This is a genomic window from Endozoicomonas sp. (assembly GCF_965196975.1).
Lineage (GTDB): Bacteria > Pseudomonadota > Gammaproteobacteria > Pseudomonadales > Endozoicomonadaceae > Endozoicomonas.
In genome coordinates this window covers 2,484,125-2,510,824 of record NZ_OZ239981.1, presented here as the reverse complement: position 1 = coordinate 2,510,824, position 26,700 = coordinate 2,484,125, and the positions used below count along the sequence as shown (strand labels likewise).

Below are 26,700 nucleotides of genomic sequence, written 5' to 3'. Positions count from 1 at the left end.
GTTTCTTAATGACTGTTGATGTTTGTAGTGCCTTTTGTTCTTGGGCTACAACATCAACAGATTCTATGTATCCATTAAATGAATATCTTTTTAATTGGGGTTGGGGGGAGTCAATGAAAATAAAAGCGCTTGCTGCTGTATTAATGTTTTCTACTACGGTAGTTGGGGTTCCATCTTTTGCGCAGGATTTTGTGCCGGCAGGCGAGACTTCACTGAAGACAGAGCAGGGGGCTCCAGCCATGGTTGCCGATGCCGGTGTTCAGGCGGTTGCTGATGCTGGTGCAAATCCCTATGTGCAGGGAGTCACTGAAGAATTTGTCAGTGCGGAAGAACAGCTGCAGATCTACATGGACCAACGTGGCTGGAGTGGGGAATGGGATCCGGCAAAAAAACGTATGTTTGTTGTTGCAGCCGAATCATTCGATGTTGAAGATCCCGGCTATGATACGGACTTTATCGCCAAGCGAAGCATGTATGCAACGCTTGCTTCAATGAGTGCAAAGGCTCAGGTCATTGAGTTTATGCGAACCCAGATGTCGGCTACTGATCAGCTGACAGCACCAGGTACCGATGTCCATAAGCAGCTGAATACCCAGTATCGCCAATTATCGGCAAAAATTACCAGGCAGCAGGAGCAGTTGATCAAGCTCCTTCGTGAGGTCGATGCTGCAGAAGCAAATAAGCTGGCCGGTGTGGCATGGCAGGATCTGAGTAAAGAGGGGCTGGCTGCGGCCATAAAAAAACTGGACAGCTCGTTCGATGCAGGCCAGATAGAGGAAAAGAAGAGAAAGGCCTATGAAAAAGCCAAGGCTCGGTATCAGGAAGCTCGTGATGGGTTAGCAGAGCTGGAGAAAGAAGCCCAGGCCATTCGTGGAGAGGTAAAACTGGAAGCCACAAGCTCGGTAGAAACGCTGGCTAAAGCGCCGTTAATGGGGGCAACCCTGCTGGCTCAGGCAGAATCATGGGATGCAGAGGAGGAGGAGTATCAGGTTGCTGTTTTGCTGGTATGGAGCGAAAAGCTCGAGCAGGCAGCGAGTACTATTTTGTCTGGTAACCCGGTGAAGGCGAAACCCCGCCAGGGCAAAAGTATTGGTGAATGGGCGAGGGGGCAGGACTTGTCAACCATGGTCGGTTCCCGGCAGTTTATTGATGATCAGGGCAGTCGCTGGTATGTAGGCGCTTATGGAAGTTTGCTTGATGGATCTTCTTCCGCCAAAAGAGCCGCGAAAGGGCGTGCAGATCTTTATGCAAAAAAAGAATTGGCTGTAGCCCTTTTTGCTGACCTGGAAACACAAAAGCAGGCTCAAACGGCTCTGCAAACCCGAAATGCCGGGCTGGGTGAAAAAGATCATACGGCGGTGGCAGAAAGCTTCGCAGAAAGTACACGTCAGTCTATTGAAAATCGGCAAATCAGTGGTACTAGTAAGATATTGTCAAAAACGGTAAGGCATCCTGTTTCCGGACATAAGTTATATGTATCTCTCTATGCAATATCTGCTGACAGTGCAGCTAATGCTATTGCTGCTGAAGCTCGCAGTTATGCAAAAGCGATTGATGCGGCGAAAAATAATGCATACCAGCAAGGCTTAAAACATGGCTATGATCAGCAGATGGATACAGCCAGAAATGATCAGGCATCTTTTAATAAAGGGGTAAGTGATTCAACCTCCATGGTAGCTTCTCAGCCAAGAGCGTCTGAAAAAGTATCTATACACTCCTCTACATCTGAGGTTGACAAAGCAAGAGGACAGTCTTTGGGGAGTCAGACTGTATTTTCAGTGCCCGATTTACATGATGATGACTTCTAATTAGGCCTTCAGGTTGATGTTAAGGCCGGGCTCACTACTGTCCCGGTTTTCTTATGGCTTAAATATTGTAAAACCTGCTTAAGTCTACACTTCTGTTATGATCTCTGTCAGGGAGGACAGTATCATGACATTCTTTCGTAAAGACCCCGATAAACAGCAGCTTCCATCTGTCAATAACGCCTTGCCTGGTCGTTCGGAGAGCATGCCAGTACCTGAGAAGCATTTTGTTAACGGGCATCCACTGAAGCCTCCTTTTCCTGAGCACTTGCAGACCCTCTATTTTGGTCTTGGCTGTTTCTGGGGAGCAGAGCGAATGTTCTGGCAACTGCCTGGTATTTATACAACGGCTGTTGGCTATGCAGGTGGTTACACACCCAACCCTACCTACGAAGAAGTCTGCTCTGGAGAAACCGGGCATACAGAAATTGTGATGGTGGTTTATGATCCTGAAAAGATAACAACGCAGGCATTATTAAAACATTTCTGGGAATCTCATGATCCAACCCAGGGAATGCGACAGGGTAATGATGTGGGTACCCAATATCGCTCAGCAATTTATACAACCACGGATGAGCAGGCCGGATTGGCAGAAAGCTCAAGAGATGAATTCTCCAGATCTTTGCGACAGCAGGGGTATCCTGATATCACAACAGAGATAGCTAAGGCACCGCCATTTTATTACGCAGAAGAGTACCATCAGCAGTATTTGGCCAAAAATCCTGGTGGGTACTGTGGCCTGAAAGGTACAGGGGTTTGCTTGGGGGGGTAACTGGTATTTTCCAGGCAAAAAAACGGGCAACCAAGAGAAAGATCAGGTTGCCCGGACGCAGTTTGCTGAATGGATTGAAACAGGAGCTTCATGAGCAGGTAACAGTGCGTTACCTAATTCATGCATATCAAAATAGACAGCCGCAACTGATTTCTCCTTGAGTATTGCTACCTGTTTTTTTGCGATTTTTACCTAGATCGCCTGTTGGGTATAGACAGCATTCTTACTTCTGGTGACAGTTGGTAACGCCCCTAGATCTTATTTCTGATCAGATCCCTGATAAGGAAGCGGGAAGGGTGAATGGCTTCCAGTAGTTTATCAGGCACCGATAGGCCGGCAGTGTTATCGGTTTCACCCGTGATCATGTTAGCTAGTATCTCACCAGCAACAGGGCAGGAAAGCATGCCTCTGGAACCATGTCCGGCGGTCACGTAAAGTCCATCGAGGTATTCAGGGGGGGGGGCAATGGGAAGTTTGCTGTTCTTTCTAAGTGGTGCATAAGCTTCAAGGAAGTGCTGAAGATCAACGATAGGACCCACTACGGGTAGGTAATCCGGCGTTGTACACCGAAACCCTGTTCGACCTCCAGTAACTTGCGCATTACTTCCATCGAGTGCTTGGTACATAGTAGGGAAGTACTTAGCCTGCATGGACAGGTTTTCCAGGTGGTCAGCTTCTCGAACTTCTGTACCTTCATCTTTAAAACTGAACGTTGCCCCCATGGTATGATTGCCATTGACTGCCGGTGCTATATAGCCTTCTCCGCATACACAGGAGGAAAGCTTCTGGCTTTCGGAGGTTGCCTTCGCTTGAGTAATCTGGCCGCGGATCGCCTTCAGGGGTAGATAGTTTAGCTGTGAAAACTGATGACTGGCCGTTCCCTGAGCGATGATAACGGTTTTACTGCGTAACTCGTTGTCACCGGTTTTAATCAGCCAGCCCTGCTCAAGTGGTTCGATGCTATTTACAGCCGTGCTGGTCATCACCCGGATGTTCGGATGATCGGCCAACGCCCGGCAGAGTGCTGGTGGATGCACCCAGCCTGCCTGTGGAAAGTAGAGGCCCGGATAGTTAATGCTCAGTCCGGCTATATCCGACAGTTGTTCTTCCTTCAGGTACTGTAGAAGTGAGTCAGGGTGTTGGCTGTCCAGTGCCTGATATCGTTGATCGGTTTTACCGTCAATGGCTAACTGAATAACACCGCACTGCTGCCACTCTTTCACCTCAAGCGCTTTCAGCGTATCGAGAGTGAATTGATAACCCTTGAGAATGAACTGACTGAGCGGGGTATTGTCTGCAGAGAGTTTGGCGTAGAGAACGCCTTGCGGATTGCCCGATGCTTCACTGGCCAGTGCTTGATGTTGTTCTAGGATAGTAACCTTCCAACCCCGGCGAGCCAGTGACCAGGCAGTACTGCAGCCTGCCAGCCCTCCACCCACGACAATGGCCGTTTTTTCAGGATTTTTGTGATCAGCAGGAGCGAACCAGGGTTTGGAGGCAGGTAAACCGGATGAGGGAATGAAGCGGCCGGCAATCATATCCCGCTTGCGACCAAAGCCCGGTTGCTTGGTCACTGAGAAGCCAGCCTCCGTCAGTCCATCCCGAACCAGCCTGGCAGCAGTAAAGGTGGCATAGGTCGATTCTTCATGACTTTTGTCTTTAAGCGTCCGGAACAGATTGGGTTGCCACATATCGGGGTTTTTGGCCGGAGCAAAGCCGTCAAGAAACCAGGCATCAATTTTCTCATTGATATGAGGCAATGTGTCGAGCACATCGCCAATCAAAATGTGTAGGCTGACGTGTTTGCCTGAAGCGCTGTCTGAAAATTGCAGATCGATAGTTTCTTCACTCAGTTGATAGGCGCTGATCATTCTGTTGGCCAGAGGAGTCAACTCATCAAACACTCTGAGTGCTTTTTGCAGGTCGTCCGGTTGGAGCGGGTATTTCTCTGTACTGATAAAGACCAGCGAGCTGTTATCAGGCGCATTATCCTGAAAGAGCTGCCAGGTGCAGAGGAAGTTCAGGCCTGTACCAAAGCCGGTTTCGCCAATGGTGAATGTTGTTCCGGGTATCAGCTCACGAAAGCGCCGTGGGAGATGATTATGCTCCAGAAAAACATGTCGGGTTTCGGCAATGCCCGAGGCTCGGGAAAAGTAGATATCATTGAATTGAGTAGAAATTGGCAGGCCATTATCCCACTGGATGTTAGCGGTGCTGGTCTGAAACTTATCTGAGGGGAGGGGATGGTCGGACACGGCTTTCTGTTTCAAGATTCAGTATAAGGCGAAAAAGCTGCAAGCATAGTGAGTGCTGGCTATTGGGTAAAGTGTCTATTTCATTGACAGGCCCGGTAACGCTAGAATTGCCCTCTCATATTTATCACTCAAGAGGCATGCCATGCGGTTGATACTGGCGCCGATGGAAGGCGTTATGGATCACGATATGCGTGATCTGCTGACCGGCATCAATACCTTTGATCTCTGTGTTACCGAGTTTGTCAGGGTGACCGAAACCCTATTACCAAACCGGGTGTTTTATCGCACCTGCCCAGAACTGCTGCAGGGTGCCAGAACTTCCAATGGGACCCCCGTTCGTCTTCAACTGCTTGGTAGTAGCCCGGAGTATATGGCGTTAAATGCGGCCCGGGCGGTTAAGTTAGGTTCACCGGGGGTGGACATCAATTTTGGCTGTCCGGCGAAAGGGGTAAATAAGAACCGTGGTGGTGCTGTGTTGCTGCGTGATCCCGATGAACTCTATAGCATTGTAAAGGCTGTGCGTGATGCAGTGCCTGATGAGTTTCCAGTGACCGCCAAAATTCGCTTGGGCTATGAAGATAAGTCTTTATTTCTGGAAAATGCCAGAGCCATCGAGCAGGCTGGTGCTTCAGAGCTGGCTGTCCATGCCCGTACTAAGGTGGAAGGCTATCGTCCGCCCGCGTACTGGGAGTACATCGGTAAAATTCATGAGAACCTGGCGATACCGGTGATTGCCAATGGTGAAATCTGGAGTCATGACGATGCCATGCGCTGCCAGAGTGTTTCTGGCTGTACTGACTTGATGGTAGGGCGTCCCTCACTGGTGACACCAAATATTACGGCTATGATTCGTGAGGCTGTTGGCCCGATGAGCTGGCCATCAGTATTGCAGTTGATTTTGCAATTAAGTGACCGTGATCGCAAAAATGGAAAATGGCAATACCATCCTTCCCGATTGAAGCAGTGGCTCAATTATCTGCGTAAAGCGTATCCGGAAGCGCAGAACCTGTTTGAGCGAATCCGTTCCCTCCGTGAGGCTGATGCCATTCTGGAAATTCTCTGTTCCGATCTGGCAAAAGCCGCCTAGGGGGTGTTACCAACTGGTTGAATGGCCAGTTGGTAACACCCCCTAGCATCCCAAGGCCAATCTTTATGGTTGGCTGGCTTTCATTGATTTACGTCGGTGAATTTTTTCCAAGTCTGAGGCAACCTTCATTTTATGCGCAATGCTGTCGAAGGTGGTCTGGGGCTTCTGGTTCGGCTTATATGACAACATAGTCTGGATGACTGATTGCTTATTACACACTGTTCAGTAGAATACTGACGCGGCCACGGGAAGGCATAAGACAGCCATGAGCTAGAAAAGAGCCATGAGCCTGTTCATGGAAATAATAATCAAGAATGGTTCCGGTAGGGCAAATTTGCCTGAGGAGATTTACCGGACCTTCAAGCCTGAAAAAACAAAGGACTTACTTGATGAATCCATCGGACCTTATTTCAGAAGGTTCCAGCCTGATGCTCTTTGGAATGGGCTTTGTTTTCCTGTTTCTGACGCTATTGGTGCTGGTAACCAGCCTGATGTCAAAAATCATCGATCGATATTTCCAGGAACCGGCACCATCAGGTGCATCCAATCGCATTACAGTGAATAGCCAGCCATCTTCATCCAATGATCAGGGTGAACTGGTAGCTGCCATCAGTGCAGCCATCAAGATGCACAGAACAAAAAAAGCTCAAGCAGAAAAACGCCAATAACCGGGGGATAAATAAGGGTTATGTCTGACGTACTAAAGCCGCTGGGTATTACCGATGTGGTGTTGAGGGATGCTCATCAGTCGCTATTTGCTACCCGCCTTCGCATTGAAGATATGTTACCGATTGCTGAACAGTTGGATCAGATCGGTTACTGGTCGCTCGAAACCTGGGGGGGGGCTACCTTTGATGCTTGTATCCGCTTTCTCGGTGAAGACCCCTGGGAAAGGCTGCGTGAGCTGAAAAAAGCCATGCCGAAGACCCGTCAGCAGATGCTATTAAGAGGACAGAATCTGCTGGGATATCGTCACTATGCTGACGATGTCGTTGATAAGTTTGTTGAGCGTGCCGTTGCCAATGGTATGGATGTGTTCCGGGTATTTGATGCCATGAACGATCCCCGTAACCTGATGCAGGCAATGAAGGCAGTGAAGAAGCAGGGTGCCCATGCTCAGGGTACGATCTCTTATACGACCAGTCCTGTTCATACGATGGATAGCTGGGTCTCTCTGGCCAAGGAGGTAGAGGATCTGGGGGCAGACTCTCTCTGTATTAAGGATATGTCAGGCATTATTACGCCGACTGACGTGTATGAACTGGTTTCCAGACTTAAGAAAGAAACCGATCTGGAAGTTCAGCTGCATTGTCATGCAACCTCCGGCCTTTCTTCCATGTCTTTGCTCAAAGCGGTTGAAGCCGGTGTGGATCGGGTCGATACGGCCATCTCTTCCATGTCCATGACCTATGGACATTCTCCAACTGAGGCAATCGTTGCAGCACTGCAGGGCACTGAGCGTGATACGGGCCTTGATCTGCATAAGCTGGAGGAAGTGGCTGCTTACTTCCGTGTAGTGCGGAAAAAGTACGCGAAATTTGAAGGTCAACTGCGTGGTGTTGACTCAAGAATCCTTATTGCCCAGGTACCTGGTGGCATGCTGACCAATATGGAAAGTCAGCTGAAAGAGCAGGGGGCCAGTGATAAGTTCGATGAAGTACTGCAGGAGATTCCCAGAGTTCGTGAAGATCTGGGCATGATTCCATTGGTAACGCCCACTTCCCAGATTGTTGGTACCCAGGCGGTTCTCAATGTATTGACTGGTGAGCGCTATAAAACCATCTCCAAAGAGACTCAGGGGATTTTGAAAGGTGAGTACGGTGCTGCGCCCGCACCTTTCAACAAAAAACTTCAGGACAGAGTTCTGGATGGTAAGGAAGCGATCACCTGTCGTCCGGCTGACCTGCTGGAATCGGAGTTCGAAAAACTGACTGCTGAACTGAATGGCCTTGCGCAGGAGAAAGGCATCAAGCTGGCAGACCAGCCCGTGGATGATGTTCTGACCTATGCCCTGTTCCCGCAGGTTGGTCTGAAGTTCCTGCAGAATCGCGGTAACCCCGATGCTTTCGAACCTGCTCCTGGAACAGAGCCGGAAGTTAAGCCCGCTCCTGTTCAGGCAGCATCCGCGGACAATTCTGTTTATACCGTTCGGGTGAATGGCAATGCCTATACCGTCCAGGTTTCAGTAGGCGGTGATGTTACTCAGCTGGCTCCTGTTTCAGCCCCAGCTGCTCAGCCGGAAACCGCCGGTGTACCTGCGTCTGTTGGTGAGCCAATGCCCGCACCACTGGCCGGTAATATCTGGAAGGTGAATGTGACACCGGGTCAGAATATCCAGGAGGGTGATGTTCTGCTTATCCTCGAAGCCATGAAAATGGAAACGGAAGTTCGTGCCCCACGTTCCGGACAAGTGACGTCGGTTGATGTACGTGAAGGTGACAGTGTAGCGGTGGGTGATACCCTGCTTGCCCTGGCTTAATAAAAAGCGTTAAGGACGCCTCTTTAATAGAGGCTCCTTATCAAGAGCTCTTATAAATAACTCTTATAAAGAGAACGTCTTGTAGAGAAAGAATGCCATGGAAAAGCTATTAACGCTCTGGGAGGGCTCCGGGTTATACAACCTCACCGCCGGAGAGTTTGTCATGATTCTGGTGGGCTTTGGGTTGCTGTATCTGGCCATCCGGAAGCAGTTCGAGCCTTTACTGCTGGTACCTATTGGTTTTGGTGGGATTCTGGCCAATATTCCCCAGGCCGGTCTGGCATTTTCGGCCATTGAACAGGCACTTCATATGGCCAACCCTATGGTCATGCAGGCGGTAGCCGAAGCGCTGGGCAGTGCTTCGGCTGCTCCGGATGAGCTGTATGTTTTATACAATGAGGCAAATGCAGCAACCCGGACCGTCGTAGGTAACATTATTGCCGATGCAGGATACTCGAACGGTGTCCTTTATCAGTTTTACAGTGTTGCCATTGGTAGTGGTGTTGCTCCACTGGTGATCTTTATGGGGGTGGGTGCCATGACGGACTTTGGTCCGCTGCTGGCGAATCCGAAAACCCTGTTCCTTGGCGCTGCCGCTCAGTTTGGTATTTTTGCCACAGTATTTGGCGCTATTGTTTTGAGCTCCATGGGGATCATGAATTTCAGTCTGGCTGATGCTGCTGCTATTGGTATCATTGGTGGTGCGGATGGTCCAACGGCTATCTATGTTTCCAGTGTGCTGGCTCCTCATCTTCTGGGCGCTATTGCGGTTGCAGCATACTCCTATATGGCGCTGGTTCCCCTGATTCAGCCACCGATTATGAAAGCGCTGACGACGGCAGAAGAGCGGAAGATTGTGATGACGCAGCTCCGGTCAGTGAGCAAGACGGAAAAAATCGTTTTCCCAATCTTGTTGCTGGTGTTGGTGGCCCTGTTGTTACCTGATGCAGCACCTCTGTTGGGGATGTTCTGTTTTGGTAACCTGATGAAAGAGTGTGGTGTGGTTGAGCGCCTTTCGGATACGGCGCAAAATGCACTGATTAACATCACGACCATTTTCCTTGGACTGTCTGTTGGTTCAAAGCTGAGTGCTGACAAGTTTCTGCAGATGGAAACCCTGGGGATTCTGGGGTTGGGGATTGTGGCATTCTGCATTGGTACCGCCGGTGGTGTCCTGATGGCAAAACTGATGAATCGGATGTCGTCTACCAAAGTTAACCCATTGATTGGTTCAGCTGGAGTATCAGCGGTGCCTATGGCTGCCAGAGTTTCCAACAAAATGGGGCTTGAGGCCAACCCACAGAACTTCCTGCTGATGCACGCTATGGGACCGAATGTAGCAGGTGTTATTGGCTCTGCAGTTGCAGCCGGTGTCATGATTAAGTATCTGTCGTGAATGCCCTTGGTGAATTGAAATATTAATTGACCTTGACCAATGCTGTTGCTTTTCCACAGGCAGCAGCATTTTTTTTGTTGTAGCCATACTTGTTTTTCAGCGAGAATAAAAATATTTAGAAATTAGCTGTTTTAATGTTTAAAAAGTCGTATGGGTATTTATTCATTTAAACCAGTTTTTATATTGTTTTTTGCTGAAAAAAGAGTAGAAGTACTTCATGATTTATAAAGCATACAATGTTTCATCTAAAAAGAGCATTGCCCTGGTAGCCCACGATAATAAGAAAGGGGAGTTGGTGCAGTGGAGTCTGCGCCATAAAGAAAAGCTACTCGGTCATGATTTGTTTGCTACAGGGACTACAGGAAGTCTTCTTGAAAAAGAACTGTCCATGCCGGTCACGAAATTTATCAGTGGTCCGTTGGGTGGTGATCAGCAGATTGGTGCCTTAATTTCTGAATGCAAGCTGGATCTGCTGGTATTTTTCTGGGATCCGTTTGAGCCAATGCCTCATGATCCGGATGTGAAGGCGTTGTTGCGAATTGCTGCGGTATGGAATATTCCGGTGGCCTGTAACCAGAGTTCTGCGGATTACATATTCTCGTCAGATATGCTTGGACAGTCCCATAATCGGCAGATCCCGGATTATGACAGTTATCTGCAGCAAAGAATGCTTTGATTTAATGCGTTTAAAGAAAGCACAGAGGCCCTGAGATAAGGGCCTTTGGCAAAAGCAATCTGGGAAAGTGGTGAATGAGCGCGGTTGGTAGTGTCAGTATTCAAAAACAATCAATAAAAAACGGGGATTCAATAATCGTCGTTTCCATCTCTGCTCATTGAGCCAATACCAAAGCTGGAAGGCCCGTATTGGCGGCGCTTCTTGTAGGTTACCTTAGGTTCAGCGCTGCTATGACGGTCTTCAGGTGAAGCGGGCCTGCAGTTCATAGTGCCACTCATGGAACTATTGCTGTTACCGCTGCGATAGCTCTGACCTCCGGATGAAAATCTTCGTACAGGCTTGGTCACAGATGGCTGGAAAACGGAAGCAGGAGTCTGTTCATACATGTCTCTTTCTGAGTCTCGGTCAGAAAGCAGCTCGCTGCTCTGAACCGAACCTTCCTGCATATTCAGTCGCATGCGATAAGGATGACCATAACCTCTGCGGCGACGCGGTTTGTGGTCCTTTGGTTCGGGTGGCTTCAAGCCTGTGAATTGTTCGTAAATGGTTGTGTAAATATATTTGCTCATAACTACCTCCTGTTCATCCTCTCCCAGAAACGGATAAATGTCTTTATTTGGTTGACGATGTTAGACAAACCCATTTTCGGTATGAATAGGTAACACTACTTAAAACTCTCTTAATAAACGACAACATATGTCAACAATATAATGTGGGTGTCGTTAATTGTTATGAAAAACGAAATCGAAATAGAATTAACAGAAACAAAGAATAGCATTCATAAAAATAGATCGTTGATTGATTTCATAATTTTTTTGAATGTTGGACTATTGGTAATAACTATTTTTTGCTAATCGATGGAAAATTAATAAAATTAAGAGGCTATTCTTTTTTGTTAATTCTTGTTGAAGTTTGTTTTTCGTTTTTTATGATGAATAGGTATTAGCACTGATAGTGGAATTGCCGTACATACGATACTTTGACTGCAATTATTTCTTATTTACCGGGTTGGCCAGCTTTACACGTGCGGTATGACCATATAGGGCGAAAGGCTTTTGTGATGATGTAGTATCACCATGTCTTCGTCCCCTCGAGATAGGCAAACAATACGCCGACAATGATTTTCTTACATTGATGCAGATCAAGTTGGTGTCACCGCTATATCCATATGCAGTCTGACTGACCCGGGAGCAGCATTCCCAAAGAATTCTCCAACTTATCAGGAGCCTCTTAGTATGACTACGCGATGTGCGACTTTGTCTGAAACTATCTCAAATTACTAGCCCGGATATTTCATAAACTGCCCCGAATCTCGGGCAGGACTTTGTCGCCCTAAGGGATTTTGTGAGGGAGTGCCGTACCGGGGAGTACGGTCGACCGAGCAAAACTCCCTTAGGGCGGCAAAGGACAAGCGAGAACGGGAGCACGTTTATGAAATATCCGGGCTAGCATGATGGTAAGTCCAAGTTGTATCTTCAAAATCACGCAATTATTTGCTTTCCGTTTTTTAATCTTCGGAAATAAGGTTCTCAAACTGTATTGCAGGACGACCAGCAATTATATTCAGATAAGAACCAATATTATGTGCCAGTAACTTCCGAGCGATACGTGATGTCATATGCCATCTATCTCGACAATGGCACTTTTCTATTTCAAAGCGCTCTGTCAATTGACCTATCACTGTTTCTATTCTCCGTCGTACCCGTAATACCAGCTTTACAAACGACTTCGGACGTTCATCTTGCATGTTTTTTTCTCAGTGGCGTCTGAAGATCAATACCTAATTCCTGACAATCAGCTTTAAACTCAGGCCTTATATAGCCCTTATCGCCAAGCAAGAGGCCAGAAATGGTCTCGAGCATGTCATAGGCTGCATCACGCTCATCTACGTTCGCTGCGGTCAGAGTAAAACCCACAGGAATCCCTCGTGCTTCAACCAGCAAATGCCCCTGAAAGCCATAGAACTTCTTGTCCTTGGAAGCGCAGTAACCATAACCAGCCTCAGCTTTAAAGATACGGCTCTGTGGTGCACGGGTTCTGACGACAACATCAATCGGAAAACCATCGATTAAATGGATATCTGCATTATCTGCATGCATCATCTGGACTATACGAATTTGCAGTCGTTGTTTCACATGCCATAAGTTGGCGGCCTGTTTGACAAATGCCGAGCGTGAAGGAATGTCAGGAAACAGGTGTCGCCAGTGTCGGGTAAAATACTTCCAAATCTCAGTGTCCTTATGATGCCCAAGCCATTCACCGACAACTTCCATGGTGATCGCTTCACTATCAGTGAGCTTTGGTGGAAACCCTCGAAGTCGCAGTGGTACAGGAAAAAGCTCTTTTACCAAATCGTCGATCAAGCAGTAGACTGTAGTGATAAACTCTTCAACGGGCATGACTGAAACCTTCTTTGCTTTCTACTGCTTTTAATAGCAGAAAGCAGGATCAGTCATGTCTCCTTATGCAAACCTAAAAGTCGCACATGGCGTTATGACTGTAACCACCAGCGAACTGCCAGCAGCATGGGAAGGATTCACTTCCGGCGACTGGTCAGAAAGCATCAATGTTCGTGACTTTATCCAGAAAAACTACACCCCTTACGAGGCTGACAGTTCTTTCCTGGCCGGTTCTACTGAAGCGACAGATCGTCTGTGGGCTGATGTTATGGAAGGTATCAAGGAAGAGAACCGCACCCACGCGCCTCTTGATTTTGATACTGACCTGCCATCCACCATTACTTCTCACGATGCTGGCTATATCAACAAAGATCTGGAGACCATCGTAGGTCTGCAGACCGAGAAGCCGCTGAAGCGAGCTATCATTGCTAACGGTGGCATCCGTATGGTTGAAACTTCCTGCGAAGTTTATGGCCGTAAGCTGGATGATACCGTCAATAAAATCTTCACAGACTATCGTAAGACCCATAATGCGGGTGTTTTTGATGTCTATACTGCAGACATTCGTAATTGCCGAAAGTCTGGTGTAATCACTGGTCTTCCAGACGCTTATGGTCGTGGCCGTATCATTGGTGACTATCGTCGTATCGCGTTATACGGTATTGATCGTCTGGTTGTTGATAAGAAAGCTCAGCATAAGTCTCTGGATGCTGTTCTGGAGTCTGGTGAAAATCTTGACCGTACCATTCAGCTGCGTGAAGAGATCATGGAGCAGATCAAGGCGCTGATGCAGATCAAAGAGATGGCGGCCAAATACGGTTGCGATGTCAGTGGTCCTGCTACCTCCGCCCGTGAAGCTGTTCAGTGGACCTACTTCGGTTATCTGGCCGCAGTTAAATCCCAGAATGGCGCAGCCATGTCGCTGGGCCGTACTGCTACCTTCCTGGATGTTTACATCCAGCGTGATCTCGAAGCGGGTAAGATCACTGAAACTGATGCTCAGGAAATGATCGACCACTTCGTCATGAAATTGCGTATGGTTCGCTTCCTGCGTACGCCTGAATACGATCAGCTGTTCTCTGGTGATCCAATCTGGGCGACTGAATCCATCGGTGGCATGGGTCTTGACGGTCGCACTCTGGTGACCAAGAACGCATTCCGTTTCCTGAACACCATGTACACCATGGGGCCATCTCCAGAGCCAAACATCACGGTTCTGTGGTCTGAGCAGTTGCCAATGGGCTTCAAAGAGTACTGTGCCAAGGTTTCTATTGATACCAGCTCCATCCAGTACGAAAACGATGATCTGATGCGTCCGGATATGGACAGCGACGATTACGCGATTGCCTGCTGCGTATCGCCAATGATCGTAGGTAAGCAGATGCAGTTCTTTGGTGCTCGCGCCAACCTGGGTAAAACGCTGCTGTACGCCATCAATGGTGGTATTGATGAGAAGCTGAAAATTCAGATCGGTCCAAAGGCTGACAAGATCACGTCTGAGTATCTGGATTACGATGAAGTTTATGCAAGCTTTGACAAGCTGATGGACTGGCTGGCTACTCAGTATGTCACTGCGCTGAACTGCATTCACTATATGCACGACAAATACTCTTATGAAGCTGCCCAGCTGGCACTTCATGACCGTGATGTCATTCGTACCATGGCTTGTGGTATTGCGGGTCTGTCTGTTGCTGCTGACTCCCTGTCTGCTATCAAGTATGCGAAGGTTAAGCCGGTTCGCGACGAAGACGGTATTGCCATTGACTTCGAGATCGAAGGTGATTTTCCGAAGTTTGGTAACAACGAAGAGCGCGTGGACACGATTGCTTGTGAGCTGGTAGAAACTTTCATGAAGAAAGTGGCTTCTCACAAAATGTACCGCGATGCGATTCCGACCCAGTCTGTTCTGACCATCACCTCTAATGTGGTGTATGGTAAGAAGACCGGTACTACACCAGACGGACGTCGTGCAGGTCAGCCATTTGGCCCGGGTGCCAACCCAATGCACGGTCGTGACACCAGCGGTGCGGTTGCTTCCCTGAGCTCTGTTGCCAAGCTGCCATTTGCCTATGCGAAGGACGGTATTTCCTACACCTTCTCTATTGTACCGAAGGCGCTGGGTAAGGATGAAGATGGTCGTCGCAAGAACCTGGTGGGCCTGATGGATGGTTACTTCCATCACGAGAAAGGTCACGAGGGTGGTCAGCATCTGAACGTGAACGTCATGAACCGTGAAATGCTGGAAGATGCCATGGAGAACCCTGAGAAGTATCCTTCTCTGACCATCCGTGTTTCCGGCTATGCGGTGCGCTTCAACTCTCTGACGCCAGAGCAGCAGCGCGACGTTATCACTCGTACCTTTACAGGCTCGCTGTAACTGTAAGCACGAGTATTCATATCTAAAAGGCCAGCTTTGCTGGCCTTTTTTTGCTCATGGCATTCAGGGTTGCTGGGAAAGGGAGTGCCTTTTTTAGCAGCTCTTTTGGGTTAATAGGAGAGTCGCCATGTCCCTTGGTCGTGTCCATTCCATGGACTCATTTGGAACGGTAGACGGACCGGGTATCCGTTTTGTTGTGTTTATGCAGGGCTGCCACATGCGCTGTCGTTACTGCCACAACCGGGATACCTGGGACCTGCGTGACGGTGGTGAGGTACTCAGTCATGAAGAGGTTCTGGAGAAGATCCTCAAGGTGAAGAACTTCCTGACCGGTGGTGTTACGGTGACGGGGGGGGAGCCACTGCTTCAAGCGGAATTTGTTGCAGACCTTTTCAAGGCACTGAAAGAGCACGGCATCCATACCTGCCTGGATACGAATGGATTCACCAAACATATCACTCCGGATGTTGAACGCCTGCTGTCATACACTGACCTTGTGCTGCTGGATATCAAGCACATGGATGAAGAGATGCATCAGAAGCTGACTTATGTCACCAGCAAATACACTCGTAATTTTGCCATGTATCTGCAGGAGCTGAAAAAGCCAACTTGGATCCGCTATGTAGTGGTGGAAGGGTATACCGTCGATCCACTGTATGCCGCAATGCTGGCAGATATGGTCGAGAAGATGGATTGTGTTGAAAAGGTGGAGATCCTGCCTTACCACAGTCTGGGTGTTCACAAGTGGGATGCCTTCAAGGAGAGCTACGAGCTGGAAACGGTGCGACCACCGTCAACTGAACAGTTGGATGCGATTAAGGCGGAGTTTGATCAGCGGGGAATTTCTGCGGCTTACTGATGGCTTGAGCCAAAAAGGCCGATGATGTTAGAGCATTCATCGGCCTTTTTGGTTAAACGCGTATTTAGTTGAAAATACGGTTTTCCTGTTCCTGAACCCGAATAAATGTGGTTCGCTTGGACAGTTCTTTCAGCTGAGCCGCGCCCACGTAGGTGCAGGTTGAGCGTACGCCACCCAGGATGTCCTGAACGGTTTCAACGATTGGGCCACGGTAAGGTACTTTTACGGTCTTACCTTCAGAGGCGCGGTAGTTGGCAACACCGCCAGCGTGCTGATCCATGGCAGTTGTCGAGCTCATGCCGTAGAACAGGCGGAACTGTTTGCCGTCTTCTTCGACCATTTCACCGCCAGACTCATCGTGACCAGCAAACATGCCGCCGATCATGACGAAATCAGCGCCACCGCCGAATGCTTTGGAAACGTCACCCGCACAGGTGCAGCCACCGTCGGAAATTACCTGGCCGCCAACACCATGGGCAGCATCGGCGCATTCAATAACCGCGGACAGCTGTGGGTAGCCAACACCGGTTTTAACGCGGGTTGTGCAGACGGAGCCTGGGCCGATACCCACTTTAACAATGTCGGCGCCTTTCAGGATCAGCTCTTCGACCATTTCTCCGGTAACCACGTTACCCGCAATGATCACTTTGTTTGGGTGGCGCTGGCGAACACGGGACACGTACTCAACAAAATGCTCAGAGTAACCGTTGGCTACGTCGATACAGATAAAACGAAGCTTCTCGTTTTGGGACAGGATTTCAGACATCTTGTCGAAATCGTTGTCGGAAGTACCGCTGCTGACCATGATGTGGTTTTCAATGCCTTCGGGCGCGTTGTCGAGGAAGGATTTCCACTCTTCAACGGTGTAATGCTTGTGAACGGCAGTCAGCATTTTGTGTTCAGCCAGGGCGAGAGCCATGGCGAAAGTGCCGACGGTGTCCATGTTGGCAGCAATGACTGGCACGCCGGTCCATTCCTGGTCAGTGTGAACAAATCGGAAGGTGCGCTCCAGGCTTACCTGTGAACGGCTTTTCAGGGTGGAACGCTTTGGGCGGAACAAAACGTCTTTGAAACCCAGCTTGATATCAGCTTCTACACGCATAGTCATCTCGCAGTGCTCTGGGCATGGTGATCCGGGGATCAATGCAGCAGAAAACACTTACATCTACTTTGGTTTGGGGAAGTTTGATGTACAAGCGGCCGGACAGCCTGGATGATCAGGGGAGACCCATCTTCGGATACGCGAAGATTGCGCCGGACCCAACATCTTTTTTAAGGACGAAAAAAATGGGCGTATTTGACGCTTATACGGCTGAAGTATACCTAGGCGCGTTTTGAAATAAAAGGGGTAAAGGGAAAGGCAGCTTTTGGAATGTTGAAAGTGCCTGTCCATCACAGTGTATTGCTGCATAGATGAACAGGCTATCAGGATCAGTCAATCAAATTACGGATCTGGGTTTTGATCAGATCGATGGCAATCCTGTTTTTCCCGCCATGTGGAATGATCAGGTCAGCATGCTGGCGTGCAGGTTCAATGAACTGCATGTACATTGGACGAACGGTTTCCAGGTATTGCTTAATAACGGAATCAACATCCCGACCACGACTGAGAATGTCTCGCTTCATACGACGGATCAGGCAGATATCCAGTGGCGTATCCATAAAGAAACGCAGGTCAAAGGCTTCCCGGATTTCCGGGTTGGTAAAGAGCAGGATTCCCTCATAAATAACCACGCGGGCGGGATTAACCTTGCGGGTATCCGTACGACGATTGTGCTGGGTATAGTCGTAAAGTGGGACGTCGATTTCCTGACCATTTTTCAGTTTGATCATCTGCTCCAGCATCAGGTCATGATCCATGGACTCCGGATGATCATAATTGGTACGAACCCGCTCATCCATGCTCAGGTGCGTCTGGTCTTTGTAGTAGGAGTCTTCTGAAATCACACACAGGTGTTCTGACTGGAGCTCTTCAACCAGAGTTTCTGCCAGCAGGCTTTTGCCGGATGCGGAGGCGCCGGCAATGCCGACGAGAATGGTTTTCTGTTTCATGGGTGGAGTCCAGTTGTCAGCTTCTGTCTACAGGAATAGGGTTTCCGTTGTCGTCTATCGCAACGTAGGTGAAGAAGCCTTCAGTAACCTTATGACGTTCTTCTGATTTGAAGGGGTGGGACAGTATCCACACCTCGAGTTTAATGCGCATGGAAGTGTTGCCGACGCGTATGATATCAGCATAACAGCAAACCACGTCGCCAACCTTAACCGGATGGATAAAGCTCATGGATTCAACGGCAACGGTAGAAACCCGGCTGTTGCAACGATTTTTGGCTGCCAGGCCGCCGGCAATATCCATCTGGGACATGATCCAGCCCCCGAAAATATCGCCATTCGGGTTGGTGTCGGCAGGCATCGCCAGTGTGCGCAGAACCAGATCACCCTGTGGTTCGGTCATCAGAAAACTCCATACGGATCGTAACTGGCGGCGAATGCTATGCCTGTGGAATAACCTTGTAAATCCGTATTTCCATGAAGCGGTTGATGGAAAGCAGTGGGCATGGAAAACAGCGTGCTATTCCTGTATAAGTTTCCGCTTTGAGAGCAGTGTAACCAGCGTTGATACCTATGACATCCGTTCCTTTAAGCAATCCCGGCCAGTTGATTGTTCGTAACCAGGAGCTCTTTGAGCTTGAGCATCTTGTGGTGGTTGGCTTGCCGGCAGATGATCTTGTATCTCATTTATTGAGTGATGGGGTTGACTATATCTCGGCACTGACCCGTGATTTCAGTGCTTATCGACGTTTGATACCTCTTGAGGCCCGTCTGAAAGATCAATTGTCCCTGAGTTTTGCACCGATCCTGTCGGTAGATTTTACCCGTCCTGTCGATGGTGTTTTGCTTTTTCTCCAGAAAAGCAAGCCATTAATGGACTTCTGGCTGGAGATGGTATTGAGCTTTTTGCCAGATGATGCCCCCATTTGGCTGGTGGGAGAGAACGATGAAGGGATCAAATCATGGAAAAAGCGGCTGAAGAACAGTTTCGGTTATGTTAAGAGTGTGGATAATGCCCGCCACTGTGTACTGCTGGAAGCATCTGAACCGTTGAAAAAAACGGAAAATTTTACCCTTGAGCCATGGTTTGAGACATTTTCTGTCACTGCAGGCTCGACCAATATGGACATTACCTCTTTGCCTGGTGTTTTCAGTCATGGTCGGCTGGATAAGGGGACTCAGGTTCTGCTGGAAACACTGGATGCAGTGCCTTCAGGCAAGGTGCTGGATTTTGGCTGTGGTGCTGGTGTGATCTCTGCTTATATTAATACCCTGCAGGGTGAACATGATTTTACCCTTGTGGATTGCGATGCTCTGGCACTGGCCAGCAGTCACAAAACCATGAGTGCGACAGGGAGCAAGTCTTTTACGGTACTTCCCAGCGATGGACTCTCAGAAGTGACAGGGCAGTTTGACCTGATTATCTCCAACCCACCGTTTCACCAGGGGGTGAAAACCCACTATGAGGTGACAGAACAGTTTCTTGCCCAGTCGCGCCAGAGGCTTCGCCCGGGTGGCGAACTTCGCATTGTTGCCAATAGTTTCCTGCGTTATCCGCCAATCATTCAGAAGGCTTTTGGCCGCTGTGAGACGCTGCTGACCAGAGATGGCTTTTCGATCTACAGAGCTATCAGAAAAGCTTGAGGGGCAGACGTTATACTAAATCCAGATCCGCTCATGATGCCAGTCATTCTAACCCTATCGTTAGTGTCTTAAGCCATTAATAGGGATAGGGGTATTCATAAATTATCTGGTCATGTTGATGGTGGTGCGACAGTTAATATGGCCTTGTGATTGAATCAAGCGGTGCACATTGATAGACCAATTGATTCTAGGTGAACTTGATGGCTGCTAAATTGTCTATAGGTAATTAGAAAGTTCATAAAATATGACTCTCTATTTATTCAAAGGGTCCACGGGAGGCCGGTATGGATAGTCTGTTAGCAGGAAGCAATGATCTTTATTCAGGTGTTACTGGTATGGGGGGGGCATCTACCGAGATTGCGGATTCAGCCAGTGCTCCTGAATTATACCTTCCCCGTTCTGCAGCTAGGCAGTCCCCTCCCAACGAAAGTCTGATCAATCGTAGAGTGGATAAGTTGACGGCTTTTCAGCAGTTCAAGTGCTCCCTGCTGTCCATTGGGTTGCGTTTCATTCCCACAAAAATGCTGCACGAAGCAGTCTATCAATTGACACTCGGCATGTACGTTCGGGCAGACAGTACAGAAGTCGATTTAAGGAATGAATTACGTGAAATGCTGGACTCTCATAGAGACAGCCAGAGTAAAAAGACCAAAGACGTTTTCGATAATTTTGTTCAGAACGAAAAACGCTCACCATTCCATAGCTCCCGGCAGGAAAGACGTTCCTCTGTTGCTCCAGGTAAGTCGGAAAATTTCAGGTTGGATTACTGTATTGGTGGAGTAATGGTTTCACCCGAACAACAGGCACAAACCCTTTTGGATGAGTTGAAGCAAAGGTTAACAGTCAACCCTGAATCCGTTGTCGCGTTCACCTATTCCGCCAATTTAGCGCAAGCTCAACATATTGAGCAGTGCTATCAGGATGGATCATGGAAAATTAATATTCATGGTTCGAATCAGGCTCGAATCGTAATGGCTCTGATTGAACTACTAAAAAAACCTGAAAACGTTGCTTATCGTGGACGAATCATACCCGCTGCCATTCCTACCATAAAATATAGGGCGTTATATGGAATGGAACATACAAAACCTGAAGAGCTTGATCCGTCGTTTGAGCACATAAAGCGTCTGTTAGATAATGGTGTTACACTGCTTTTACTCCAGAATCAGGACACAGCTCAAAATGCTTCCTTTCCATATGCTATTGGTGGTGGTGTCGCAAAAAAGGCCGGAGGTGAGCCTAACGAAGATCATATTCGAACAAAGATTGAAGAGCTAAAGCGATATTAAAAAACCTTTACAAGTGACGAGTCTGCAAAGAACGCATGAATGCTTGAGCCTCTTCACTTATCCTACTTCCAGAATCTATAAAATAGGCTGCATGAGCTGTTTAAAGTAACTGAATCATGCACCATTTGCATCAATCGATTATTATCTAAAGCCTATTTTTTAATCTGTTGGAATTGTTGTTTTTCCTTTTTTAAATCACTAGCCCATATGAACCTATTCACTCAGGTATCAGCTGTATTACTATAGATTTGGGATTTACCTTTTTATCGAGCCTATGGAAAGGGTGGGGGAGAGGAAATCATGAATAATAATACGTAACTATTCAGCACCCAGCAAAGGCGTATTGTTGTAATTTCGAACCGCTTTAAGAAGCGCCTGAAATATGTTCAACCCCTGCTTTTTAGCAGATGATAAATAGCTTCGGATTCGGGTAAACATGGTACCTCCGTCTTCGCTTCTGAAACAGCCTGAGATCTTCTGCTTAAGTTTGGCCATCCTGGCATCACGTTCACTGCCATTGTTATCGAAGGGAATTGAAAAGTCCGACATGAAGCGCAACGTTTCAACCTTAAACTCAATAAGCCTTTTGAACAGGTTGTAGGCCTTGGTATTCCTGACCTTCTTACGTCCAAGCACCTGTCGTTGTTTTTCCATATAAGCGGTTTCCTTCGTGAGAGCCCTTTGAAGGATTTGGTCGTATATCGTCTCAATGCGAAGCTGTATTGCACCAGGCATTTGAGTCAGACCGGCTGCTTTGTATTTCTTGCAGAAGTGCCAGGAGAGCGTAAGCAATTTCATCAGCCGCAGAGCCAGCTTATTCGCATCCCTATCGACAACTCCCTGAAGCTCTCTCAGATGATGGGCATTACAAAGCACATGCACTGCCGCATAGGCAAAGTAGGACTTCCAATGATCGTGAACCAGAATGCCTGCAAAAGTCAGCAGGATGCCCATTGCATCCATTGCTTCACAACCTCGCCTTTCTGAGAGGTAGTAAAGCGTCCATTGGTCATCTCGCATAATGTGTAACCACCACAGTGAACCGTCAACCCGCATGCCAGTTTCATCCGCTCCTGCAACCGGACTTTCTTGTAAAGCATCGCGGATACTCTGCTCAGTAGAGGCCAGGTTCTCATGGGTATAGGCAACAAAATTGGCAACAGAGCCTGCGCTGACACTCATGCAATAAATAGTATTGAAATACTCAGACACCCGGTGATATGGGATGAAGTGATACTGGTTTAAATGAACAGCCATTGCCTGAGTCACTTCTCCGTATTGAGCAGCGGCTTTCACTCCTTGGGGAAACTCAGCGGTGTTCCGTTTACCACAAGGACATACTTTAACGTCTGCCCAGTACGCGGTAACTTCAAATTCTCCGGGTCTACCTGGATCAAAAACCTGTCGCTCAATGTATTTGGTGGGTTTAATATCGATAAGCGAAGACTGGCAACAGCAACATTTTTCAACCTTCAGATGCCTGACATAATCGGGTAAGGCGACACGTCTCAAACAAGAGCCTTGATGACCTTTCTGGCCACCTGGTTTATTGCCTGAAGATGGTCTAAGGCTTTTGGGGTTCGGTGTTTCCTGTGAGGAGCAGGGGGCTTCTTTGGAAGATGTATCACCTTTATCACTCCCTTTTTTACTGGGCTTTTGATAACCATCTGACGATGGTGGCTTACTACTGTTTTGACTGTTTTTATTAACCCTTTCTTCCAGTTCGCTGCAACGTTCCCGTAAAAGCGCATTCTCGGTCCGAAGCTCTTCATTCTCTTTAAGGAGAGCTTCGGTAAACGGAGTAGCTGGGAAGTCTGGTTCCATACTGGAGATTTGTTAGAAAAATTGAGTATAAGATGATGGTCGAAAAATCAGAAAATTCCAGATTTATATGAAGGGTGCTGAATAGTTACAATAATACTAAGCCAGTGTGGATGTTTTGTGGGGTTTTTCTGGTCACACTGCTGTGGGCTTTGGAGTTTGATAACCGGCCTAGAACCCGGTTGGCGATTCCCTACTCATCCAACCATCTCAATTCATCAACGATTGAACAGACCGTTACGCAAGGTGATCGAGGCAATGAGTTGGTGTCTAAGAAGTTTCCAGCAAACCTTGGGCAGCCGTTACAGACTGCCCAGCCCCACCGAGACAGTTTGCTGAGTGACTCTTCACGTAACCTGCTGGTCGATTCTGCCAATCGGCAGTTGCCTGCACAGGAGCAGGTTTTTGCTTCTAAAGGCGCTGAGCCAGTAGAGCCACTCCGTGATAATAACCCGCTTCATGCCGCAGACCGTCTGTACAGTTGCTTCGGTAACAGTTGCCTGAACGTCATTGCGGATCATTAGGCCTAAAGAGCGAGATAATACGGAGACATCAGCTGTCTGGTTTCATCCGTATAGTGAGGAACTTGGTCATATATGGTGACAGTCTTCTCTTGAGTTTCCTGTGGTTTATCCGGATTTAGGTGTTTTAAAACCAGGATATAACGGTGGTTTGGATGAAGGCTTGAAGAACGCAGTCCCATTTTTTTAATCAATTCAAGCCTCTCCTGGGCAGCTGTTTCCAAAAAACGCGGAGTGGATTCTACGGGCAGTAGAATCCAGGCTTCTCCACTGTTTGCCAAATGCCTGGAAATCGCCTTGATAAGATCAGTAAAACTCAGGCTATCAGTATGCCGGGCCATGTTTCGTCGCTGATCATCCCCTTTGAAGGATTGCTGAAAAAAAGGGGGGTTCGAAATGACACAGTCAAAGCGCTGGGTATTGTTTGCAGAGAACGTTTGGATAGCGCTATTAACCAGCTGGCACTGATCAGCCCACGGGCTGGCGGCAAAGTTACTGATAGCTTGCTGTGATGCTTCTTCATCCAGCTCCACGGCTGTGATTTTCGCCTGACTGTTCTGAGCGGCCATCAGGCTGAGCAGGCCGGTTCCTGCGCCAATATCCAGAATGGACTGGCTTTGTCGCAATTGCGATGACTCCGCCAGAAGGGCACCAAAGATGCAGGCATCCGTGGTGACTTTCATGGCGCATTCACCTTGTTCAATTCGGAACTGTTTAAAAGCAAAGTAGCTGTTTCTGGCCATGATGTTTACTTTCTACTGAGATGCTGCTGAGCCAGGACTGCAACAATAATCATAATCAAACCAGCATAGGTGGCTGGATAGATAGACTCGCCAAGAATATTGGCAATGAAGATCAAAGATAGAAATGGGCTCAAATAACTGATATTGCTGATCATCGCGGTATTGTCTGCCAGCTTAAGGGCTTTCAACCACAGGATATAGGCAAAGCCCATTTCAACCAGTCCAACATAGGCAGCTGCAGCCAGACCTTCAGTGGAAATTGGCCAGAAGCTGGAAAAGAGGGCGGTGGCACCAATAATCCAGGGCAGTCCACAAAGGAAGCAGATCAGCAGCCCAACCACTGGATCCCCTTCGCGTCGGGTATTAAAAATCCAATATAGCGCCCAGATAATGGTACTTGAAAGCGCCAGAAGGACTCCTGTGGGACTGGAGAAATTGAGGTTCTGAAACTCCCCACGGGTACAGATAATCAATACACCAGCGTAGGCCAGCAGGCAGCAGAGCAGACTTTTAAAAGACAGCTTTCTGCCCAGCAAAGGAACGGCAAGCAGGGTTAGCGCCATTGGCCAGCTGTAGTTTAATGCCTGCGCCTGCTGGGCTGGAAGAAGGTCATAAGCGCCGAACAGGGCAACGTGATAGAGAAAAGGGTTTAACAGTCCCAGGACAATGAATAATCCCGGTGATTGTTTGAATTGGGAAACGATTAAACCAGCCTTGCCCTGAATCATGACAATGATGATAAGCAGAATGGTGGAGGTTGCCACAGACCAGAATACCAGCTGCCATGGGTCAAGATGTTGAAGGGCTATTTTAAAGGCGGTGGCAATGGTTGACCACAATAAGGCCGTGGCCAGGGCGTAGAAACAGGCTCTGCTATTGTCTGTCATGAATACTGCTTGGAGACGTTAAGTGAGTAGGTTTGAGGTAACTATTCAGCACCCAGCAAAGGCGTATTGTTGTAATTTCGAACCGCTTTAAGAAGCGCCTGAAATATGTTCAACCCCTGCTTTTTAGCAGATGATAAATAGCTTCGGATTCGGGTAAACATGGTACCTCCGTCTTCGCTTCTGAAGCAGCCTGAGATCTTCTGCTTAAGTTTGGCCATCCTGGCATCACGTTCACTGCCATTGTTATCGAAGGGAATTGAAAAGTCCGACATGAAGCGCAACGTTTCAACCTTAAACTCAATAAGCCTTTTGAACAGGTTGTAGGCCTTGGTATTCCTGACCTTCTTACGTCCAAGCACCTGTCGTTGTTTTTCCATATAAGCGGTTTCCTTCGTGAGAGCCCTTTGAAGGATTTGGTCGTATATCGTCTCAATGCGAAGCTGTATTGCACCAGGCATTTGAGTCAGACCGGCTGCTTTGTATTTCTTGCAGAAGTGCCAGGAGAGCGTAAGCAATTTCATCAGCCGCAGAGCCAGCTTATTCGCATCCCTATCGACAACTCCCTGAAGCTCTCTCAGATGATGGGCATTACAAAGCACATGCACTGCCGCATAGGCAAAGTAGGACTTCCAATGATCGTGAACCAGAATGCCTGCAAAAGTCAGCAGGATGCCCATTGCATCCATTGCTTCACAACCTCGCCTTTCTGAGAGGTAGTAAAGCGTCCATTGGTCATCTCGCATAATGTGTAACCACCACAGTGAACCGTCAACCCGCATGCCAGTTTCATCCGCTCCTGCAACCGGACTTTCTTGTAAAGCATCGCGGATACTCTGCTCAGTAGAGGCCAGGTTCTCATGGGTATAGGCAACAAAATTGGCAACAGAGCCTGCGCTGACACTCATGCAATAAATAGTATTGAAATACTCAGACACCCGGTGATATGGGATGAAGTGATACTGGTTTAAATGAACAGCCATTGCCTGAGTCACTTCTCCGTATTGAGCAGCGGCTTTCACTCCTTGGGGAAACTCAGCGGTGTTCCGTTTACCACAAGGACATACTTTAACGTCTGCCCAGTACGCGGTAACTTCAAATTCTCCGGGTCTACCTGGATCAAAAACCTGTCGCTCAATGTATTTGGTGGGTTTAATATCGATAAGCGAAGACTGGCAACAGCAACATTTTTCAACCTTCAGATGCCTGACATAATCGGGTAAGGCGACACGTCTCAAACAAGAGCCTTGATGACCTTTCTGGCCACCTGGTTTATTGCCTGAAGATGGTCTAAGGCTTTTGGGGTTCGGTGTTTCCTGTGAGGAGCAGGGGGCTTCTTTGGAAGATGTATCACCTTTATCACTCCCTTTTTTACTGGGCTTTTGATAACCATCTGACGATGGTGGCTTACTACTGTTTTGACTGTTTTTATTAACCCTTTCTTCCAGTTCGCTGCAACGTTCCCGTAAAAGCGCATTCTCGGTCCGAAGCTCTTCATTCTCTTTAAGGAGAGCTTCGGTAAACGGAGTAGCTGGGAAGTCTGGTTCCATACTGGAGATTTGTTAGAAAAATTGAGTATAAGATGATGGTCGAAAAATCAGAAAATTCCAGATTTATATGAAGGGTGCTGAATAGTTACGGTTT

23 protein-coding genes are annotated in these 26,700 nt (G+C 48.1%); 12 read left to right on the top strand and 11 right to left on the bottom strand.

The annotated features are described in order from the left end of the window. Window positions 1-8 precede the first annotated feature (8 nt). On the top strand, window positions 9-1,808 hold the full coding sequence (locus ACOCLE_RS11200; protein WP_419536764.1) for a hypothetical protein: 1,800 nt from the start codon (window positions 9-11) through the stop codon (window positions 1,806-1,808). A 124-nt stretch (window positions 1,809-1,932) separates the two neighbouring features. Further along, window positions 1,933-2,577: a peptide-methionine (S)-S-oxide reductase MsrA gene (gene msrA / locus ACOCLE_RS11195; protein ID WP_419536763.1), complete on the top strand. Its 645-nt coding sequence runs from the start codon at window positions 1,933-1,935 to the stop codon at window positions 2,575-2,577. Between the two features lie 251 nt (window positions 2,578-2,828). On the opposite strand, the gene mnmC is transcribed toward msrA, so the two are convergent. Then, window positions 2,829-4,832, bottom strand: a complete 2,004-nt coding sequence (mnmC, locus tag ACOCLE_RS11190; RefSeq protein WP_419536762.1) for a bifunctional tRNA (5-methylaminomethyl-2-thiouridine)(34)-methyltransferase MnmD/FAD-dependent 5-carboxymethylaminomethyl-2-thiouridine(34) oxidoreductase MnmC — start codon at window positions 4,830-4,832, stop codon at window positions 2,829-2,831. A gap of 142 nt (window positions 4,833-4,974) precedes the next feature. Between mnmC and ACOCLE_RS11185 the strand changes: the two genes are divergently transcribed. From ACOCLE_RS11185 to ACOCLE_RS11165, 5 genes are all read left to right on the top strand, one after another. Continuing rightward, entirely contained in the window at window positions 4,975-5,919 is a 945-nt protein-coding gene (locus ACOCLE_RS11185; protein ID WP_419536761.1) for a tRNA-dihydrouridine synthase, read from the top strand. Window positions 5,920-6,308: 389 nt separating this feature from the next. Continuing rightward, window positions 6,309-6,587: an OadG family protein gene (locus ACOCLE_RS11180; protein ID WP_419537199.1), complete on the top strand. Its 279-nt coding sequence runs from the start codon at window positions 6,309-6,311 to the stop codon at window positions 6,585-6,587. Window positions 6,588-6,607: 20 nt separating this feature from the next. After that, on the top strand, window positions 6,608-8,398 hold the full coding sequence (gene oadA / locus ACOCLE_RS11175) for a sodium-extruding oxaloacetate decarboxylase subunit alpha (protein WP_419536760.1): 1,791 nt from the start codon (window positions 6,608-6,610) through the stop codon (window positions 8,396-8,398). A gap of 97 nt (window positions 8,399-8,495) precedes the next feature. Further along, window positions 8,496-9,794 carry a sodium ion-translocating decarboxylase subunit beta gene (locus ACOCLE_RS11170; protein WP_419536759.1) on the top strand — a complete coding sequence of 433 codons (1,299 nt, stop codon included), beginning with the start codon at window positions 8,496-8,498 and terminating at the stop codon, window positions 9,792-9,794. A gap of 217 nt (window positions 9,795-10,011) precedes the next feature. Next, window positions 10,012-10,470 (top strand): methylglyoxal synthase, encoded by a 459-nt coding sequence (locus ACOCLE_RS11165; protein WP_419536758.1) that lies wholly within the window; start codon window positions 10,012-10,014, stop codon window positions 10,468-10,470. A 128-nt stretch (window positions 10,471-10,598) separates the two neighbouring features. On the opposite strand, the gene ACOCLE_RS11160 is transcribed toward ACOCLE_RS11165, so the two are convergent. From ACOCLE_RS11160 to ACOCLE_RS11150, 3 genes are all read right to left on the bottom strand, one after another. Further along, window positions 10,599-11,039 carry a hypothetical protein gene (locus ACOCLE_RS11160; RefSeq protein WP_419536757.1) on the bottom strand — a complete coding sequence of 147 codons (441 nt, stop codon included), beginning with the start codon at window positions 11,037-11,039 and terminating at the stop codon, window positions 10,599-10,601. 938 nt (window positions 11,040-11,977) lie between these two features. Continuing rightward, a complete protein-coding gene (locus tag ACOCLE_RS11155) occupies window positions 11,978-12,217 on the bottom strand; it encodes a transposase (protein ID WP_419536756.1) in 240 nt (79 codons plus the stop codon). Beyond that, window positions 12,207-12,869, bottom strand: coding sequence for an IS982 family transposase (locus ACOCLE_RS11150; RefSeq protein ID WP_419536755.1), 663 nt, complete (start codon window positions 12,867-12,869; stop codon window positions 12,207-12,209). The genes ACOCLE_RS11155 and ACOCLE_RS11150 overlap by 11 nt, the downstream gene beginning before the upstream one ends. Before the next feature lie 94 nt (window positions 12,870-12,963). On the opposite strand from ACOCLE_RS11150, the gene pflB reads away from it, so the two are divergent. Continuing rightward, the gene (gene pflB, locus ACOCLE_RS11145) at window positions 12,964-15,246 is read left to right on the top strand and encodes a formate C-acetyltransferase (protein WP_419537198.1); all 2,283 of its coding nucleotides are present in this window, start codon (window positions 12,964-12,966) and stop codon (window positions 15,244-15,246) included. A gap of 127 nt (window positions 15,247-15,373) precedes the next feature. Continuing rightward, on the top strand, window positions 15,374-16,105 hold the full coding sequence (gene pflA / locus ACOCLE_RS11140; RefSeq protein WP_419536754.1) for a pyruvate formate-lyase-activating protein: 732 nt from the start codon (window positions 15,374-15,376) through the stop codon (window positions 16,103-16,105). 64 nt (window positions 16,106-16,169) lie between these two features. On the opposite strand, the gene ACOCLE_RS11135 is transcribed toward pflA, so the two are convergent. From ACOCLE_RS11135 to yciA, 3 genes are all read right to left on the bottom strand, one after another. Further along, window positions 16,170-17,207, bottom strand: coding sequence for a GMP reductase (locus ACOCLE_RS11135; protein ID WP_066016537.1), 1,038 nt, complete (start codon window positions 17,205-17,207; stop codon window positions 16,170-16,172). 329 nt (window positions 17,208-17,536) lie between these two features. Further along, window positions 17,537-18,157, bottom strand: a complete 621-nt coding sequence (udk, locus tag ACOCLE_RS11130) for a uridine kinase (RefSeq protein WP_066016538.1) — start codon at window positions 18,155-18,157, stop codon at window positions 17,537-17,539. 16 nt (window positions 18,158-18,173) lie between these two features. Beyond that, the gene (yciA, locus tag ACOCLE_RS11125) at window positions 18,174-18,557 is read right to left on the bottom strand and encodes an acyl-CoA thioester hydrolase YciA (protein WP_419536753.1); all 384 of its coding nucleotides are present in this window, start codon (window positions 18,555-18,557) and stop codon (window positions 18,174-18,176) included. 170 nt (window positions 18,558-18,727) lie between these two features. Here yciA and ACOCLE_RS11120 point away from each other — a divergent pair, with 170 nt between their 5' ends. Together ACOCLE_RS11120 and ACOCLE_RS11115 are read left to right on the top strand one after the other, a co-directional pair. Continuing rightward, window positions 18,728-19,798, top strand: a complete 1,071-nt coding sequence (locus ACOCLE_RS11120; RefSeq protein WP_419536752.1) for a methyltransferase — start codon at window positions 18,728-18,730, stop codon at window positions 19,796-19,798. Between the two features lie 284 nt (window positions 19,799-20,082). Next, window positions 20,083-21,087: a hypothetical protein gene (locus ACOCLE_RS11115; protein WP_419536751.1), complete on the top strand. Its 1,005-nt coding sequence runs from the start codon at window positions 20,083-20,085 to the stop codon at window positions 21,085-21,087. Window positions 21,088-21,405: 318 nt separating this feature from the next. Here the strand turns inward: ACOCLE_RS11115 and tnpC (ACOCLE_RS11110) are convergent, their stop codons facing one another. Beyond that, window positions 21,406-22,911, bottom strand: a complete 1,506-nt coding sequence (gene tnpC, locus ACOCLE_RS11110; protein ID WP_419532963.1) for an IS66 family transposase — start codon at window positions 22,909-22,911, stop codon at window positions 21,406-21,408. Window positions 22,912-22,985: 74 nt separating this feature from the next. Between tnpC (ACOCLE_RS11110) and ACOCLE_RS11105 the strand changes: the two genes are divergently transcribed. Then, entirely contained in the window at window positions 22,986-23,432 is a 447-nt protein-coding gene (locus tag ACOCLE_RS11105) for a hypothetical protein (protein WP_419536750.1), read from the top strand. A gap of 2 nt (window positions 23,433-23,434) precedes the next feature. Here ACOCLE_RS11105 and ACOCLE_RS11100 read toward each other — a convergent pair whose 3' ends face one another. The 3 genes from ACOCLE_RS11100 to tnpC (ACOCLE_RS11090) all read right to left on the bottom strand — a co-directional run bounded on the left by ACOCLE_RS11100 (window position 23,435) and on the right by tnpC (ACOCLE_RS11090) (window position 26,606). Continuing rightward, window positions 23,435-24,112, bottom strand: a complete 678-nt coding sequence (locus ACOCLE_RS11100) for a tRNA1(Val) (adenine(37)-N6)-methyltransferase (protein WP_419536749.1) — start codon at window positions 24,110-24,112, stop codon at window positions 23,435-23,437. Between the two features lie 65 nt (window positions 24,113-24,177). Beyond that, window positions 24,178-25,059 carry a DMT family transporter gene (locus ACOCLE_RS11095; RefSeq protein ID WP_419536748.1) on the bottom strand — a complete coding sequence of 294 codons (882 nt, stop codon included), beginning with the start codon at window positions 25,057-25,059 and terminating at the stop codon, window positions 24,178-24,180. Window positions 25,060-25,100: 41 nt separating this feature from the next. Then, on the bottom strand, window positions 25,101-26,606 hold the full coding sequence (tnpC, locus tag ACOCLE_RS11090; RefSeq protein ID WP_419532963.1) for an IS66 family transposase: 1,506 nt from the start codon (window positions 26,604-26,606) through the stop codon (window positions 25,101-25,103). Between the last annotated feature and the right edge of the window lie 94 nt (window positions 26,607-26,700).

What these genes read in the sequence shown, in the direction of transcription:
- ACOCLE_RS11200 (WP_419536764.1), top strand. Translation starts at nt 9, where the DNA reads ATGACTGTTGATGTTTGTAGTGCCTTTTGTTCTTGGGCTACAACATCA.
- msrA (WP_419536763.1), top strand. Translation starts at nt 1,933, where the DNA reads ATGACATTCTTTCGTAAAGACCCCGATAAACAGCAGCTTCCATCTGTC.
- ACOCLE_RS11185 (WP_419536761.1), top strand. Translation starts at nt 4,975, where the DNA reads ATGCGGTTGATACTGGCGCCGATGGAAGGCGTTATGGATCACGATATG.
- ACOCLE_RS11180 (WP_419537199.1), top strand. Translation starts at nt 6,309, where the DNA reads ATGAATCCATCGGACCTTATTTCAGAAGGTTCCAGCCTGATGCTCTTT.
- oadA (WP_419536760.1), top strand. Translation starts at nt 6,608, where the DNA reads ATGTCTGACGTACTAAAGCCGCTGGGTATTACCGATGTGGTGTTGAGG.
- ACOCLE_RS11170 (WP_419536759.1), top strand. Translation starts at nt 8,496, where the DNA reads ATGGAAAAGCTATTAACGCTCTGGGAGGGCTCCGGGTTATACAACCTC.
- ACOCLE_RS11165 (WP_419536758.1), top strand. Translation starts at nt 10,012, where the DNA reads ATGATTTATAAAGCATACAATGTTTCATCTAAAAAGAGCATTGCCCTG.
- ACOCLE_RS11160 (WP_419536757.1), bottom strand. Translation starts at nt 11,039, where the DNA reads ATGAGCAAATATATTTACACAACCATTTACGAACAATTCACAGGCTTG.
- ACOCLE_RS11155 (WP_419536756.1), bottom strand. Translation starts at nt 12,217, where the DNA reads ATGCAAGATGAACGTCCGAAGTCGTTTGTAAAGCTGGTATTACGGGTA.
- ACOCLE_RS11150 (WP_419536755.1), bottom strand. Translation starts at nt 12,869, where the DNA reads ATGCCCGTTGAAGAGTTTATCACTACAGTCTACTGCTTGATCGACGAT.
- pflB (WP_419537198.1), top strand. Translation starts at nt 12,964, where the DNA reads ATGACTGTAACCACCAGCGAACTGCCAGCAGCATGGGAAGGATTCACT.
- pflA (WP_419536754.1), top strand. Translation starts at nt 15,374, where the DNA reads ATGTCCCTTGGTCGTGTCCATTCCATGGACTCATTTGGAACGGTAGAC.
- ACOCLE_RS11135 (WP_066016537.1), bottom strand. Translation starts at nt 17,207, where the DNA reads ATGCGTGTAGAAGCTGATATCAAGCTGGGTTTCAAAGACGTTTTGTTC.
- udk (WP_066016538.1), bottom strand. Translation starts at nt 18,157, where the DNA reads ATGAAACAGAAAACCATTCTCGTCGGCATTGCCGGCGCCTCCGCATCC.
- yciA (WP_419536753.1), bottom strand. Translation starts at nt 18,557, where the DNA reads ATGACCGAACCACAGGGTGATCTGGTTCTGCGCACACTGGCGATGCCT.
- ACOCLE_RS11120 (WP_419536752.1), top strand. Translation starts at nt 18,728, where the DNA reads ATGACATCCGTTCCTTTAAGCAATCCCGGCCAGTTGATTGTTCGTAAC.
- ACOCLE_RS11115 (WP_419536751.1), top strand. Translation starts at nt 20,083, where the DNA reads ATGGATAGTCTGTTAGCAGGAAGCAATGATCTTTATTCAGGTGTTACT.
- tnpC (WP_419532963.1), bottom strand. Translation starts at nt 22,911, where the DNA reads ATGGAACCAGACTTCCCAGCTACTCCGTTTACCGAAGCTCTCCTTAAA.
- ACOCLE_RS11100 (WP_419536749.1), bottom strand. Translation starts at nt 24,112, where the DNA reads ATGAAAGTCACCACGGATGCCTGCATCTTTGGTGCCCTTCTGGCGGAG.
- ACOCLE_RS11095 (WP_419536748.1), bottom strand. Translation starts at nt 25,059, where the DNA reads ATGACAGACAATAGCAGAGCCTGTTTCTACGCCCTGGCCACGGCCTTA.
- tnpC (WP_419532963.1), bottom strand. Translation starts at nt 26,606, where the DNA reads ATGGAACCAGACTTCCCAGCTACTCCGTTTACCGAAGCTCTCCTTAAA.